The organism is Cellulomonas sp. S1-8 (genome assembly GCF_026184235.1).
Classification (GTDB): Bacteria; Actinomycetota; Actinomycetes; order Actinomycetales; family Cellulomonadaceae; genus Cellulomonas.
In genome coordinates this window covers 2951173-2965754 of record NZ_CP110806.1, presented here as the reverse complement: position 1 = coordinate 2965754, position 14582 = coordinate 2951173, and the positions used below count along the sequence as shown (strand labels likewise).

Annotated in this window: 10 protein-coding genes and 1 tRNA gene; 9 read left to right on the top strand and 2 right to left on the bottom strand. The window is 73.1% G+C overall.

Features of this window, described 5'->3' with window-relative positions:
- Positions 1-25 precede the first annotated feature (25 nt).
- A complete protein-coding gene (locus tag OKX07_RS13250) occupies positions 26-3037 on the top strand; it encodes a UPF0182 family protein (protein WP_265628533.1) in 3012 nt (1003 codons plus the stop codon).
- A 71-nt stretch (positions 3038-3108) separates the two neighbouring features.
- Here OKX07_RS13250 and OKX07_RS13245 read toward each other — a convergent pair whose 3' ends face one another.
- Together OKX07_RS13245 and OKX07_RS13240 are read right to left on the bottom strand one after the other, a co-directional pair.
- Positions 3109-4002, bottom strand: a complete 894-nt coding sequence (locus OKX07_RS13245) for a LysR family transcriptional regulator (protein WP_265628532.1) — start codon at positions 4000-4002, stop codon at positions 3109-3111.
- A gap of 87 nt (positions 4003-4089) precedes the next feature.
- Complete coding sequence (locus OKX07_RS13240) at positions 4090-4986, bottom strand: LysR family transcriptional regulator (RefSeq protein ID WP_265628531.1); 897 nt, start codon at positions 4984-4986, stop codon at positions 4090-4092.
- A gap of 258 nt (positions 4987-5244) precedes the next feature.
- Between OKX07_RS13240 and OKX07_RS13235 the strand changes: the two genes are divergently transcribed.
- From OKX07_RS13235 to OKX07_RS13200, 8 genes are all read left to right on the top strand, one after another.
- Positions 5245-6822, top strand: a complete 1578-nt coding sequence (locus OKX07_RS13235) for an NtaA/DmoA family FMN-dependent monooxygenase (RefSeq protein WP_265628530.1) — start codon at positions 5245-5247, stop codon at positions 6820-6822.
- On the top strand, positions 6819-8093 hold the full coding sequence (locus OKX07_RS13230; protein ID WP_265628529.1) for an acyl-CoA dehydrogenase family protein: 1275 nt from the start codon (positions 6819-6821) through the stop codon (positions 8091-8093). Before OKX07_RS13235 ends, OKX07_RS13230 begins: the two co-directional genes overlap by 4 nt.
- A 75-nt stretch (positions 8094-8168) precedes the next feature.
- Positions 8169-9782 (top strand): ABC transporter substrate-binding protein, encoded by a 1614-nt coding sequence (locus OKX07_RS13225; protein WP_265628528.1) that lies wholly within the window; start codon positions 8169-8171, stop codon positions 9780-9782.
- Between the two features lie 53 nt (positions 9783-9835).
- Positions 9836-10813: an ABC transporter permease gene (locus tag OKX07_RS13220; protein WP_265628527.1), complete on the top strand. Its 978-nt coding sequence runs from the start codon at positions 9836-9838 to the stop codon at positions 10811-10813.
- Positions 10810-11703, top strand: coding sequence for an ABC transporter permease (locus tag OKX07_RS13215; protein ID WP_265628526.1), 894 nt, complete (start codon positions 10810-10812; stop codon positions 11701-11703). Before OKX07_RS13220 ends, OKX07_RS13215 begins: the two co-directional genes overlap by 4 nt.
- Positions 11700-13388, top strand: a complete 1689-nt coding sequence (locus OKX07_RS13210; RefSeq protein WP_265628525.1) for a dipeptide ABC transporter ATP-binding protein — start codon at positions 11700-11702, stop codon at positions 13386-13388. Before OKX07_RS13215 ends, OKX07_RS13210 begins: the two co-directional genes overlap by 4 nt.
- Before the next feature lie 90 nt (positions 13389-13478).
- A complete protein-coding gene (locus OKX07_RS13205) occupies positions 13479-14468 on the top strand; it encodes a DMT family transporter (RefSeq protein ID WP_265628524.1) in 990 nt (329 codons plus the stop codon).
- Between the two features lie 14 nt (positions 14469-14482).
- A tRNA-Met gene (locus OKX07_RS13200) sits at positions 14483-14556 on the top strand.
- The last annotated feature ends 26 nt before the right edge of the window (positions 14557-14582 follow it).

Genomic DNA, 14582 nt, shown 5'->3' with positions numbered 1-14582 from the left:
GCCGACCGACGAGGACCGCCACGCCGTGACCTTCGCCTCCCCGCCCCGCCCCCGACCTGTCGCGCCGCGCCGCCGCGGTCCGCTGGTCCCGACCTTGATCACGCTCGGCGTGCTCGCCGTCCTGCTGCTGCTGCTCGCGCAGGTCTGGACCGAGGTGCTGTGGTTCTCGCAGCTCGGTTACACGGAGGTGCTGCGGACCGAGTGGGTCACCCGCGGCCTGCTGTTCGTCCTCGGCTTCGTGGTCATGGCCGCGAGCGTGGGCTTCTCGCTGAGCTTCGCGTACCGCGCGCGTCCGGTGTACGCGCCTTCGACGCAGGAGCAGGCGAACCTCGACCAGTACCGCGAGGCCATCGAGCCGCTGCGCCGCCTGGTGCTGATCGTCGGTCCCGTGGTGCTGGGCCTGTTCGCGGGCGGCGCCGCGTCCCAGCAGTGGACGACCGTGCAGCTGTGGATCAACGGCGGGGATGTCGGCGTCACGGACCCGCAGTGGGGCGTCGACCTGGGTTTCTACCTGTTCACGCTGCCCGGTCTGCGGTTCGTCACGTCGTTCCTGATGGCCGTGCTGGTGCTCTCCACGGTCGCCGCGGTGGCCACGCACTACCTGTACGGGGGCCTGCGGGTCGGTGGCGGTGCCGGCGCTCCGCGCACGACGCGCGCGGCCCGCGTCCACCTGTCGGTGCTCGGTGCGCTCGTGCTGCTGCTCATCGCCGCCAACTACTGGCTCGACCGGTACTCGATCCTCACCAAGCAGCAGACCGGTGAGCAGCGCTGGCAGGGCGCGGGCTTCACCGACGTGAACGCCGTCATCCCGTCCAAGGCGATCCTCGCGGTCGCCGCGGTCGTCGTGGCGGGGGCGTTCGTCGCAGCCGCGGTCACGGGCAACTGGCGCCTGCCGGCGATCGGCGTGGGCCTCATGGTCGTCGCGGCGATCGTGGTCGGCGGTGTCTACCCGGCGATCGTCCAGCGCTTCCAGGTGCAGCCGAACCAGCAGGACGCGGAGTCGGAGTACATCCAGCGCAACATCGAGGCGACGTTGACGGCGTACGGCCTCGAGGACGTCGAGACGAGCGAGTACGACGCCAAGGTCACGGCAGAGCCGGGTGCGCTGCGCGAGAACGCGGAGACGACCGCGTCGATCCGTCTGCTCGACCCGAACATCGTCTCGCCGTCGTTCAAGCAGCTGCAGCAGATCCGCGGGTTCTACAACTTCCCCGACTCGCTGTCGGTGGACCGCTACACGATCGACGGCGAGAGCCGCGACACGGTCATCGCGGTCCGCGAGCTCGACCTGGCCGGGCTGAACGACGCCCAGCGCAACTGGACCAACGACACGACCGTGTACACGCACGGCTTCGGTGTGGTCGCCGCCTACGGCAACACGCGCGGCGCGCGTGGCGCACCCGCGTTCTGGGAGGGCGGCATCCCGTCGGAGGGTGCGCTCGGCGAGTACGAGCCGCGCATCTACTTCGGTCAGCAGTCGCCGGAGTACTCGATCGTGGGTGCAGCCGACGGCACGGACGGCTGGGAGTTCGACTACCCGGACGACAACACGGGGACCGGCTCGGTGCCGTTCCGCTTCCCGACGCAGGAGGACTCCGCGGGTCCGTCGATCGGGGGGCTGTGGCACAAGGCGCTGTACGCCCTGAAGTTCGGCGACGAGCAGATCCTGTTCTCCGAGCGCGTGAACGAGAACTCCCAGATCCTGTACGACCGGCAGCCGCGCGAGCGCGTCGCGAAGGTCGCGCCGTACCTCGACCTGGACGGGCGGGTGTACCCGGCCGTGGTCGACGGTCGCGTCAAGTGGATCATCGACGGCTACACGACGTCGGACCAGTACCCGTACGCGGCGGTGCGTTCCCTCGAGGACGCGACGACCGACTCGCTGACGGAGCGCAGCAGCACGGTCCAGGCGCTGCTGCCCAAGCAGGTCAACTACATCCGCAACTCCGTGAAGGCGACGGTGGACGCGTACGACGGGTCGGTCGAGCTGTACGCGTGGGACACGGAGGACCCGATCCTGCAGGCGTGGACCAAGGTCTTCCCCACGTCGCTGAAGCCGATGTCCGAGATCTCGGGCGACCTGATGAGCCACATCCGCTACCCCGAGGACCTGTTCAAGGTGCAGCGGGCCCTGCTCGGCCAGTACCACGTGACCAACGCGGCCGAGTTCTTCTCCGGCAACGACTTCTGGCAGAACCCGGCCGACCCGACGGTGACCAGCGTCGACGTGCCGCAGCCGCCGTACTACCTCACGCTGCAGATGCCGGGGGAGGACGAGGCCACGTTCTCGCTGATGTCGACGTTCATCCCGACGGGCTCGAACGCACGCAACGTGCTGACGGGGTATCTCGCGGTCGACGCCGAGGCGGGGAACACCCCCGGCGAGGTCTCCGAGGACTACGGCAAGATGCGCCTGCTGGAGCTGGCCCGTGATGCCACGGTGCCCGGGCCGGGGCAGGCGAGCGCGAACTTCACGGCCGACTCCACGGTCTCGGGCGAGCTGAACATCCTGCAGCGTGGGGACTCGACCGTGCGGCGCGGCAACCTGCTCACGCTGCCCGTCGGCGGGGGCCTGCTGTACGTGCAGCCCGTGTACGTCCAGGCGGCCAGCGGCACGACGTTCCCGCTGCTGCAGCGGGTGCTGGTGTCGTTCGGTGACGAGATCGGGTTCGCCGAGACGCTGGACGGCGCGCTCGACCAGGTGTTCGGGGGCGACTCCGGTGCCGACGCGGGCGACGCCGGGACCGATCCGGTCACCGAGGACCCGGCGGACGGTGCGACCGACGATCCGACGGCCGGACCGACGGCGGATCCCACGGGCGAGCCGACGGCCGAGCCCACCGACGGGGCCGTGGCCCCGGAGAACCCGGACGCGCGCGCGGCGCTGGACGAGGCGCTGCAGCGGGCCCGGCAGGCGATCGCGGACGGTCAGGCTGCCCTCGCGGACAACGACTTCGCCGCGTACGGCGAGGCGCAGACCCGGCTCGACCAGGCGATCGCCGACGCGATCGCCGCGGAGGAGCGTCTCGGGAGCTGACCACACAGGACGCCCGCCGCACCGCCTTGCTCGATCGGCGGGTGCGGCGGGCGTCGTCGTGGGGCCCGGGACTACCGGGCGATGCTCGCCGCGCCCGACGTCGCGTCCACCGGGTCGACGTCGGTCGCGTCGATGACGGCGTGCACGAGGGGGTGCCAGGGCCGTTGCAGGGGCCCGGTGATGACGAGCTCGCGCGTCAGGACGGGCGTCAGGGGCCGCATGGTGAGCTCGGCGGGCAGCATCGCGCCCCCGAGCGCCGGCATGATCGACACCCCGATGCCCTCGGCGACCATCCGCATCATCGTCGCGAGCTCGCGGACGCGCTGGGCGGGGGCGAACGGCAGGGCCACGTCGGCGTGCATCTTGCGGACCTGCGCCTCGCACCCCCCGGCGGAGACGAGCAGACCGTCCTCGTGCAGCTCGGCCAGGGCGATCACGGGCTCCTCGGCGAGCGGGTGGTCGCGGCGCACGACGGCCCGGAAGTCGTCGCGGGCGACGAGCCGCGCGCCCTGCGGGAAGGGCGTCGGGTCGACCAGCACCGCGGCGTCGACGGTCCCGCTCTCGAGCCAGACGGGCAGCTCCTCGTCGTCGCCCTCGAAGACCTGGACGCGGATGTCGGGCAGGCGCGGCGCCCAGTGGTGCAGCAGGGCCGGCATGAGGCCCTGGCAGACGGTGGGGACGGCGGCGAGCCGCACGGTGCCGACGTGCCGGGAGGCCGCGCTCTCCGCGGTGTACGCGTCGACGGAGGCGAGGGTGGCGCGCGCGTGGGGCAGCAGGCGCTGGCCGAGGGGAGTGGGGCGTACCGGGGCGTCGCGCTCGACGAGGCGTCCGCCCGACTCCTTCTCGAGGGTGGCGATCGCGTGCGAGACGCCCGACTGGCTCACCCCGAGCGCGATCGCGGCGTCCGTGAACGACGCGTGCTCGACGACCGCGACGAGGAGGCGGAGCTGCACGACGGACGGCATGAGCAGATTCTATCGGCCATAGCGGTCATATCGCATATGCTCATGTTGCATGACCTGACGAGGTGACGCGGGGCGTCGGACCGCGCGTCAGGGTGCGGTGAGCGTGATGGCTGGATGCCGTGCTGGGGCCACGTCCGTCGCGACCTCACCTCCGCGCTCGAGCGCGCCGAGGGCTGCCGCCTCCACGTCGAGATCGAGCCCTCGACGCGTCGCCAGGTGGATCCCCACCACGCCCAGCGAGGGGAGGTCGAGGCGCTCCACGAGCCCCGCGCGCGGGGCCCCCGCACCGGGCAGGGCCGCGACGCCGAGTCCCGCACGGGCCGCCGCCACGACGCCCTCGAGGCTCGTCGACTCGGTCGAGACCTCCGCGCGTCGGCCGGCATCGGCGAGCTCGGCGAGGGCGCGGGTCCGCAGCGCGCACGGCTCGGTGTAGGCGACGACCTGCACGACGCCTCCGTCGTCGGGCGCGGCGTGCTCGTGGGCGTACCACCGCAGCGGGAGCCGGCCGACGAGCCGCCCGGGTGCATCGCCCGAGGCCCCGAGCACGACGGCGAGGTCGACCGTGCCCCTGGCGACCCCGGCGGCGAGCGAGGCCGACCGGTCGACCAGGAACCGCACACGACGGTCCGGCCACGCGGCACGCAGCGACGCCAGGACGGCGGGGAGCACCTGCTCGGCCGCCGCCTCCGCGCAGCCGACTACCAGCGGCGCCGGCGTCGCCGCCGAGAGTCGCGCGAGGGCCTCGTCGTGCACGGCGAGGATGCGCCGAGCCTCCTCGACGAGCTGCTGCCCGGCGGCGGTGAGCCGTGCGCCGCGGGCGTCTCGCACGAGGAGGGCGCGCTGCAGCCGGCGCTCGAGCAGACGCACGTGCTGGCTGACGGCGGGCTGGCTCAGGTGCAGCGCTGCTGCTGCGCGGCCGACGCCGCCACAGGTGGCGACGGCCACGAGGCTGCGCAGCTGCCCGAGGTCGAGGGTGTCCGCCATGGGCCGAATCTAGGTGCGTGGCCAAATGTTGACCAGATCAGTCTCATTTTATGGACGCGGTGTCGGGCGGATGCCCATGACGACGGGGTCTGATGGCCGGTCATCACCGATCGTTGTTGGACGCCGCGCCGCGGTGATGCCTAGCGTCCGTCGCGTGACCACGACCCCCAGCCGCCGCCCCACCGGGTCGGCGTGCGCCCAGCGCCACCTCCCGGTGGCCGCGCACGCCTGTCCGGCGTGCGTCCGCGGCGCCCGGTCGTGTCCGGCGCAGCCGCGCCGCGCGACGGCCTGACGTCGCCCCCGCACGTCCCCTCGTCCCACCCTGCGCAGGCCCCGCCTGGGCTGCGGCTGCCGGACGAGCACACCCCCCGCTGGCGCCCCGACCGCGCCCGACGTCCCCTGGAGCACACCATCACGCCCCCTGCCGCCCTCCCCAAGCGCCTGATCCTCAACCTGTTCGAGATGAACTGCGTCAGCCACATCACCCACGGGCTGTGGCGCCTGCCCGGCAACAACCGGCACCGCTACACCGACATCCGGTACTGGACCGAGCTCGCGCGCATCCTCGAGGACGGCGGGTTCGACGCGGTCTTCCTCGCGGACGTCGTCGGCGCGTACGACGTGTTCCGCGGGGGCCCCGCCGACGCGCTGCGCGAGGGCCTGCAGATCCCGAACAACGACCCGATGCTCGTCGTGCCGGCGATGGCGGCCGTGACCGACCACCTCGGGTTCGGGGTGACGGCGTCGACCAGCTACGAGCCGCCGTTCGCCTTCGCCCGTCGCATGAGCACCCTCGACCACCTGACCGCCGGTCGCATCGGCTGGAACGTCGTGACCTCCTACCTGCCCAACGCGGCCCGCAACTTCGGCCTCGCGGACGAGATCGAGCACGACACCCGCTTCGCGATCGCCGAGGAGTACCTCACCGTCCTCTACAAGCTGTGGGAAGGCTCGTGGGACGACGACGCGGTGGTCCGTGACGCCGCCGGCGGCGTCTACACCGACCCCGAGAAGGTGCGGTACATCGACCACGTCGGCGAGCACTTCGCCGTCGCCGGACCGCACCTGTCGGAGCCCTCGCCGCAGCGCACCCCCGTCCTCTTCCAGGCCACGGCGTCACCCGCGGGCATCGCGCAGGCCGCGCGGCACGCCGAGGTCGTGTTCACGGGCGCGCGGGCCGGCGCGTTCGGCGCGCTGCTCGCACAGTTCCGCCAGGCCGCGGTCGCCGCCGGCCGGGCGGCCGATGATCTCAAGGTCATCGTGCAGGCCGCGGTCGTCGTCGGGCGGACGGACGCGGACGTGGAGCGCAAGCTCGCGCAGTACCGCGAGCACCGCAGCGTGGTCGGCCGGTTCGTGCACGCGGGCCTGCGCTTCGACCCCACCGCCCATCCGCAGGACATCACGGTGCGCGAGGCGCTCGAGCGGGAGGGAGCGCCGCAGGACGCGGTGCCGCCGACAGCCCTGGACAGCACCGTCGGGGACTTCGCGGCGTCCGCCTCCGAGCAGATGGAGCGCGACTTCTTCGCGGCCGGCACACCGACGGCCGTCGCCGACGAGATCGAGCGCTGGCTCGACGAGGTCGGCATCGACGGCATCAACCTGCGGCAGTACCACTCGTTCGACACCGCACGCGACTTCGTCGAGTTCGTCGTCCCCGAGCTGCGGCGGCGCGGGCGGCTGCGCGAGAGCTACGTCCCGGGCGAGACGCTCCGGCGTCGCCTGACCGGCACGCACGACCGCCTGCCGCAGACCCACCCCGCCGCGGCCTACCGCGGCGGCCGCGGACTCGGCGGCACGCGGCCCGCCACCGACCTCGTCCTGGGGAGTGCCCGATGAGCATCACGACCACCGACATCGGACTGCCGGCCACGGGCCTGCCCGCGGGCCTCGCGGCCGTCCGCGAGCACCTCGCGCCCGTCCTCGCGACCATCGCGGAGCGGTCCCGCGAGCGGGACCGCACGCGTGAGCTGCCCCACGACGAGGTCCGGCTGCTGGCTGACGCCGGGTTCGGGGCCGTGCGGCTGCCGGTCGCCGACGGCGGCGCGGGCCTGAGCGTGCGCGAGCTCGCCGAGCTGCTGATCGAGCTGGGCCGCGCCGACGCCAACCACCCGCAGGTGTGGCGCAACCACGTCGCGTTCGTCGAGGACCGGCTGTGGCACCGCGACGCACCCGGTGGCGAGCGGTGGATCGCCCGCATCGCCGCCGGGCAGGTCGTCGGCGGCGCGTGGTCGCAGAAGGCCCCGGCTCCCGGTGAGCAGGCGGTCCCGACGCGCGTCGACGACACCACCGCCCCGGCGACCGTCACGGGTACGAAGTACTACAGCACCGGCAGCGTGTACGCGGACTGGATCACGGTGACCGGCAAGGACACCGCCGACGGCGACGTGCTCGTGGTCGTCGACGCGCACGACGCGGGGGTGACGCTGCACGACGACTGGGACGGCATCGGCCAGCGGCTGACCGGCAGCGGTACCACCGTGCTGGACGGCGTGCCGGTCGTACCCGACGCGCTGTACCGCGACGGGGGGCGGTCGCCGCACCAGGAGATCGTCTTCCAGCTCGTCCTGCTGACCGCGCTCGCGGGCGTCGCGCTCGCGGCACGTGACGACGCGACCGTCGCGGTCCGCCGGCGCGTGCGGAACTACCCGCAGGGCCTCGCGGCGGCCCCCCGCGAGGACGCGATCGTGCAGGAGGTCGTGGGGCGTGTCGCCGCGCACGGCGCGGCCGCGCGTGCCGTCGTGCTCGCGGCCGCCGACGCGATCGACGCGGGTCTGGCACGGCTCGCGGCGGACCCGGCGGCGGCCGACGTGCGGACCGACGAGGCCGGGCGGGTGCCCGTCACGCCCGAGCCGCTGCGCGACGCGGCCGTCGCGACGTGGGAGGCGCAGATCGTCGCCGCCGACGCCGCCCTGCGGGCCGGCACCGACCTGTTCGACGCCCTCGGCTCGTCGGCCGTGGAGCGCCACACCCAGCTCGACCGGCACTGGCGTAACGCCCGCACGCTCACGTCGCACAACCCGGTGCCGTACAAGGCCGCGCTCGTCGGCGACTGGTACCTCAACGGCACCGACCCGTTCCCGTGGGCGCGCCGCCACGAGGCGCCCTGACCTGCGGCTCCGCCCGCCACCCCGTCCTGGCCCCTCGGGCCCCACGCCCGTCGACACACCTCTGGGAGACACCCCGTGATCAGACGACATGTCGTCGCCACCACCCTGACCGCCCTCGCCCTCGCCCTGACGGGCTGCGCGACGGCGGCGACCGGCAGCGGCGAGCCCGATGACGGCGGCACGCTGACGTACCTCGATGCCGAGATCCCGGTCTCGGCGCAGGTGCAGGAGTCCGGTACCTGGCAGACCCGCGCGCTGCAGCAGAACATCACCGACCGGCTCGTCTACCGCAACGCCGAGACCGGTGAGCTCGAGCCGTGGGTCGCGGAGAGCTGGGAGGTCGCGCCGGACGGGCTGACGTACACGTTCGTCGTCCGCGACGGCGTCACCTACAGCGACGGCACCGCGGTGGACGCGACGAGCGTCGCACGCAACCTCGAGTGGCAGTCGGCGGGCGACCCGGACAAGGGCACCACCGCCAACCCGCAGTTCCCGAAGGCGCTGAGCGCCCAGGCGGACGACGCGTCGCGCACCGTGGTCGTCACCCTCGAGACCCCGTACGCGCCGTTCCTCAACGTGCTCACCGGCTGGGCGTCGGGACTCGTCGCCGACGCCACGATCGACGCACCGAAGGAGGAGCAGCAGAGGTTCGTCAACCTCATCGGGTCCGGGCCGTTCGTCGTGGAGTCCGAGGAGTACGGCAAGGAGATCGTGCTGGTCCGCCGCGACGGCTACGCGTGGGCGCCGCCGAGCTCGCCCAACCAGGGCGAGGCGTACCTCGCGAAGGTCGTGGTGATCCCCGTCCTCGAGGACAGCGTCCGGCTGGGCACGCTGCGTGCCGGCGAGGGCGACATCATCCGGTACGTGCAGCCCAGCGAGGAGAAGGGCCTCGTCGACGCCGGTTTCGAGATCGTCGCGGGGACGGGCGTCGGTCTGTCGAACCAGTGGTTCCTGCGCGGGTCGGCACCGTTCCTCGACGACGTCCGCGTCCGGCGCGCGCTGCAGCGCCTCGTCGACCGCGACACGATCGTCGACACGCTGTACACCGACAGCTGGAGCCCGGCGACGTCCGTGCTCGCGCCCGGCACGTTCGGCTACACCGACCTGTCCGACGACGTCGGCTTCGACCCCGACGAGGCCGCCGCCCTGCTCGACGAGGCCGGCTTCGCGCAGCGGGACGCCGACGGGTACCGCACCAAGGACGGCCGGCGTCTGACGGTCAAGACCTACATCGACGTGTACGACAACACGGCCAAGAGCCTGTTCCAGGCGGTCCAGCAGCAGCTCAAGGAGGCGGGCGTCGACCTCACGCTGCACGAGCTGGACTACTCGACGTACTGGTCGACCGCGTTCGCGGACCCCGAGGTCGGGTTCCTGCGCGTCGGCTGGCCGCACCCCGACCCGTCGCGCGGGCTGCAGCAGTACTACAGCAAGGACGGGTCGGACCTGCTGGGGCTCGAGGGCGGCGACGTGCGGCTGCAGGAGCTGCTCGACGCACAGACACCGGCCGTCGACGACGCGACCCGCGAGGACCTGCTCGCGCAGACCCAGCAGCACCTGGTCGACCAGGGCTACGTCGTCCCGATCCTCGACGACAGCCAGGTCTTCGTCACCGCCGAGCGCGTCGAGGGCTTCCGGCTCACCGACGGCGCCCTGCCGGAGTTCTACACCACGTCGGTCACGTCGTGACCTGCGGGGCGGCGGTCCCGGCCGCCGCCCCGCCCCGACCTCCCGGAGTCCCCATGCCCGAGCGCACCTACGTCGTGCGGCGCGTCGGCCAGGCGCTGCTCGTCGTCGTCCTGGTCTACACGATCGTGTTCTTCACGCTGTTCGTCCTGCCGGGCGACCCGGTCGAGAACAAGCTGACCAGCCCGCTGAACCCGCTGCCGCCGTCGGCGGCCGAGGACCTAGTGCGGTACTACCAGCTCGACCTCGCGCCGCTCCAGCAGTTCGCCGTCGCCCTGGGCAGGCTCGTGCGCGGCGACCTGGGGTTCTCGCTGGTCAGCGGCAGGCCCGTGGTCGACGTGCTCGCGCAAGGGCTGTCCGACACCCTCGTGCTCGCGGCGCTCGCGTTCGTCCTCACGGTCGTCCTGTCGCTCGCCGTCGCGCTCACCGCGGTCTTCGCGCCGTGGGGCGCGCTGCGCAGCCTGGCGGCCGCGGTGCCCGTGCTGTCGATCTCGGCGCCGAGCTTCCTGGTCGGCTTCGTGCTGCTCACGGTCTTCTCGTTCCAGCTCGGCTGGGTGTCGTCGATCCGCGACCAGGGCCTGCTGTCGTACGTCCTGCCCGCCGCGACGCTCGCCATCGCCGTCAACGGCCCGCTGAGCCAGGTGCTCGTCCAGGGCCTGACGAGGGCGCGGCGCGAGCCGTTCGTCGACGTGCTGCGCGCCAAGGGTGTCGGGGAGCGCCGCATCGCGCTCGGGCACGTGCTGCGCAACGGCGCTGTGCCGTCGGTGACGATGCTCGCGCTGGTCGTCGGCGAGCTGTTCGCCGGTGCCGTCGTCGTCGAGACGGTGTTCTCGCGCACCGGCCTGGGCTTCGTGACCTTCGAGAGCGTGCGGGACCAGGACACCCCGGTGATCCTCGCGGTCGTGCTCCTGGTCTCGACGCTGTACGTCCTGGTCAACCTCGTGACCGACCTGCTGTACCCGCGCCTCGACCCGCGCATCGTGCGCCGCGCGCGTCCCGGTCGTCGCCCGAGCCCGAAGGTGGCCGTCGCATGAGCACCCTGACCTCGACCCTGGACCGCGCCACGCGGTGGTCCGCCCAGCGGCGCGCTGCACCCGCCGAGGCCGGGTCGTTCCGGGCGCTCGTCGCGCGCCTCGGGTTCCTCGACCACGTCGCGCTGCTCGTGGTGCTGTTCCTCGTGGTCGCGGTCGTGGCGCCCGGTCTGCTGACGTCGCACGACCCCCTGCACGGGGACGGCACGCGCGTCCTGCAGGCGCCGTCCGCGGCGCACTGGTTCGGCACCGACTACCTCGGCCGCGACCTGTTCTCCCGGATCGTGCACGGCACCGTCCGGACCCTGCTCGGGTCGGCCGTGGCCGTCGTCATCGGCCTCGGCGTGGGGACCCTGCTGGGGCTCGTCGCCGGTTACGTCGGGGGTGTGGTCGACGCGGTGATCTCCCGGGTCGTCGACGTCCTGCTCTCGATCCCGGGGCTGCTGCTGTCGATGGTCGTCGTCGTCGCGCTCGGGTTCGGGGCGCTCAACGCGGCCGTGGCCGTCGGCATCGCGTCGATCGCGGCGTTCACGCGCCTCATGCGCTCGGAGGTGCTGACGGTCAAGGACCTGCCGTTCGTCGAGGCGAGCCACCACCTGGGCGGCAGCCGCACGCACGTCCTGCTGCGGCACATCCTGCCCAACGCCTGGACCGCGGTGCTCTCGCTCACCGCCCTGCAGTTCGGCCTGTCGATCATCTGGATCTCCTCGCTCAGCTTCCTCGGCTACGGCGCGCCGCCACCGCTCCCGGAGTGGGGCCTGCTGGTCGCCGAGGGACGGGAGTACGTCGTGTCGTCGCCCTGGCTGACCATCGTGCCGGGCGCGGTCATCGCGGCGTCCGTCCTGGCGATCAGCCGGCTCAGCCGCACCATCAAGGAAGGGAACGAGGCATGACCGCCATCGCCGATCGCGCCGTCGCGCACCGCACCGCACCACCCCGCGTGTCGCCGGGGGCGCCGCTCGTCGTCGGCGGGCTGCGCGTCGGGTACCGCCGCAGGCGCGGAGCACGCGCCGCGGACGTCGTGCACGACGTGTCGTTCACCATCGAGGCGGGACGGACGGTCGCCCTGGTCGGGCAGTCGGGGTCTGGCAAGAGCACCGTCGCGCGGGCCGTCGCCGGGCTGCTGCCCGCCAACGGCGCCGTCACCGGCGGTGTCGTGCACGTCGCCGGGCACGAGGTGTCGTCCTACACGCGGCGGCAGTGGCGCCCGCTGCGCGGGCACGCGCTCGGCTTCGTCCCGCAGGACCCGCTCAGCTCGCTCGACCCGCTGCAGCGCATCGGGACCCAGGTGGCGGCCGCTCTCGTGCCCACGGGGTTCCCGCGCGACCGCGTGGCCGAGCGGGTCGTCGAGCTGCTCGACCACGTCGGCATCCCCGACCCGGTGCACAAGGCACGGGCGTACCCGCACGAGCTGTCCGGAGGGCAGCTGCAGCGGGTGCTCATCGCCATCGCGATCGCTGCGGAGCCCGCGCTGCTGGTGGCCGACGAACCCACGTCGGCGCTGGACGTGACCGTGCAGAAGCGGATCCTGGACCTCATCGACGGACTGCGCGCCGAGCTCGGCCTCGGCGTGCTGTTCATCACGCACGACCTGGCGCTCGCGCAGGAGCGGTCCGACGAGGTGGTGGTGCTGCGTGACGGCGTCGTGCGGGAGCACGGGCCGGTCCGGCAGGTGCTGGTCGCACCGCGCGACCCGTACACCGTGACGTTGCTGGGCGACGCGCCGTCGTCGGCCCCGGACCGGTACCGCGACCGGGTGGAGGCCCGAGGGGCGTCGACGGGGGACGCCGTCGTCGAGGTCGCCGGCGTGTCGAAGGCGTTCGCCGCGCGCAGCGGCGGCGGAGCGGCCGTGCAGGCGCTCGACGACGTGTCCCTGACGCTGCACCGCCGGTCGGTGCATGCGCTGGTGGGGGAGTCGGGGTCCGGCAAGACGACCCTCGGGCGCGTCGTCGCCGGGTTGACGTCGTTCGACGCCGGTGACGTGACCGTGGGCGGGCGCGAGCTGCCCGCCGACCCGCCGTACGCCAACCCGTACGCCCGCCGGCTCCAGCTGGTCCACCAGAACCCGCTGTCCGCCCTGGACCCCCGGGACAGCGTGCGGCGCGTGCTCGAGGAACCGCTGCGGGTGCACCGGGTGGTGGAGCCCTCCGCACGCCGCGCGCGCATCGCGCAGATCCTCGATCAGGTCGCCCTGCCGACGGACGTGCTGGTCCGGGGCGTGCGTGAGCTGTCCGGGGGGCAGCGGCAGCGGGTGGCGCTCGCCCGCACGCTGCTGCTCGAGCCGGACGTGCTGGTGCTCGACGAGCCGACGTCCGCGCTCGACGTGAGCGTGCAGGCCCAGATCGTCGACCTGCTGCTGTCCCTGCAGGAGGAGCAGGGGCTGAGCTACCTGTTCATCACGCACGACCTGGGGCTGGTGCGGCAGGTGGCCGACACGGTCACGGTGCTGCAGCGTGGGCGGGTCGTGGAGCAGGGCGGCGTCGACGACGTGTTCGCGGCGCCGCGCGAGGCGTACACGCGGGAGCTGCTCGACGCGGTGCCGCGGCTGGTGGAGCGGGGCGAGTCCGTCAGGGCGTGAGAAGGGTGGTGCGCGGCATGAGCGCTGCCGATGGGGCCATGAATCTGATCTGTTTGTTGCATGTCGGTGTCGTGCGCGACCCTGTGAGGCATGACCGCTGACAACCGCGTCGTGGCCCAGTACCTGGCCGCGGCGATCGTGTGGGGCTCGAGCTTCCTGTTCATGAAGGTCGGGCTCGACGGGCTCTCGTCGGCACAGGTCGCGCTGGCGCGCCTGCTGCTGGGTGCGCTGACACTCGTCGTGGTCATGGCCGTGGCTCGCCGGGCCTGGCCGCGGGACCGGCGGACGTGGGGGCACCTGACGGTGCTCGGCGTGCTGCTGTGCATGGTCCCGTACCTGCTGTTCGCCTGGGCGGGGCAGCACCTCGCGTCGGGGCTGTCGAGCATCTTCAACGCGACGACACCGCTGATGACGGCGGCGGCCGTGGCCGTGCTGCTGCCCGTCGAGCGGCTCACGGCGGTGCAGCGCCTCGGCCTGGCCGTCGGCGGGGTCGGCGTCGTGGTCGTGGTGGGTCCGTGGGCGTACCTCGCGGACGTCGCCACCGCGGCGCCCCTGCCTGCGGTGCTCGCGTGCCTCGGTGCCACGGCCTGCTACGGGCTGGGCACGACCTACCAGCGCCGCTTCGTCGTGCCGCTGCGTCTGCCGCCGGAGACCGTCGCCGCCGGCCAGGTGTGTGCCGGTGCCCTGCTGCTCACGCTCGCCTCGCCGATCGTCGCAACGGGACCCGTGCACCTGACCTGGCCCGTCGTGCTCTCGATGCTCGGCCTCGGCGCCCTGGGCACCGGCCTGGCCTACGTGTGGATGGCCCGCATCATCGACTCCTGGGGCCCGCAGCGCGCGTCCACCGTCACGTACCTGACACCGCTCGTCGGTGTGCTGCTCGGCATCCTCGTGCTGGGGGAGCAGCTGCACTGGTACGAGCCGGTCGGGGGTCTGGTCGTCGTGCTGGGGGTCGTCGTGGCGCAGCGGGGTGCGCGTCGCCCGGCGGTCGCTGCGCCGGCCACGGGTGCCGGCGCCGTGACCGCCGTCACCGCCGACGACCGGCGAACCGATTTGGACGCTCGGCCCGGAGTGTCGTAGAGTGGAGATACCGACGCGGGGTGGAGCAGCTCGGTAGCTCGCTGGGCTCATAACCCAGAGGTCGCAGGTTCAAATCCTGCCCCCGCTACAAGTGATAAGGCCCTGATCTGCGGA